1 protein-coding gene is annotated in these 480 nt (G+C 52.5%); it reads right to left on the bottom strand.

The annotated features are described in order from the left end of the window. Positions 1–237: 237 nt before the first annotated feature. Positions 238–480, bottom strand: a 243-nt coding sequence (locus tag CRU94_RS09750) for a cytochrome P450 (RefSeq protein WP_258237454.1), incomplete at its 5' end; no start/stop codon positions are given.

The raw sequence follows: 480 nt of genomic DNA on the forward strand, positions 1-480 counted from the left end.
AGATTGTCGTTGGCTACGTACCGTGTCTGCTCCACCGGCATAAAGCGATGCAGCGGACCACTTCACAGCTGTTTCATCTTGAGACCGGGGCACGGGTATGCCTTTCTGCAACTGGTACGAGAGAAAAGATGGCACGTGCTTCGACTGGGCCATTTGATGCTTCGTGAATGCATATGGAAGGTCACTGAAGGCCGTAACGGTCTGATTGAACCTTGATGCCATTCGCTTGAACTCTGTTCACGGGAGCCAGGTCGGAAGGTACCTTAAGATCGGAAGAAAATCCCCTGCCCAGGTTCCTGGCAACACACTGAGAGAGAATTCCTCCATGGCTCTGTCGGCGAGATCAACGAGAGGATCTCGCTTATCCGGCTCGATCGTGTATCCGTAGCCGATTTTGAGGACAATCGCCCCGACCTCCCTGGGAAAAGTCAGATTTGTGAGTCGAGTATAGGGTGATAGGACTTGCTTGCGAATATGGTG

It is taken from the genome of Arcobacter sp. AHV-9/2010, from assembly GCF_004116575.1.
In the GTDB taxonomy this organism is placed as follows: Bacteria; Campylobacterota; Campylobacteria; order Campylobacterales; family Arcobacteraceae; genus Aliarcobacter; species Aliarcobacter skirrowii.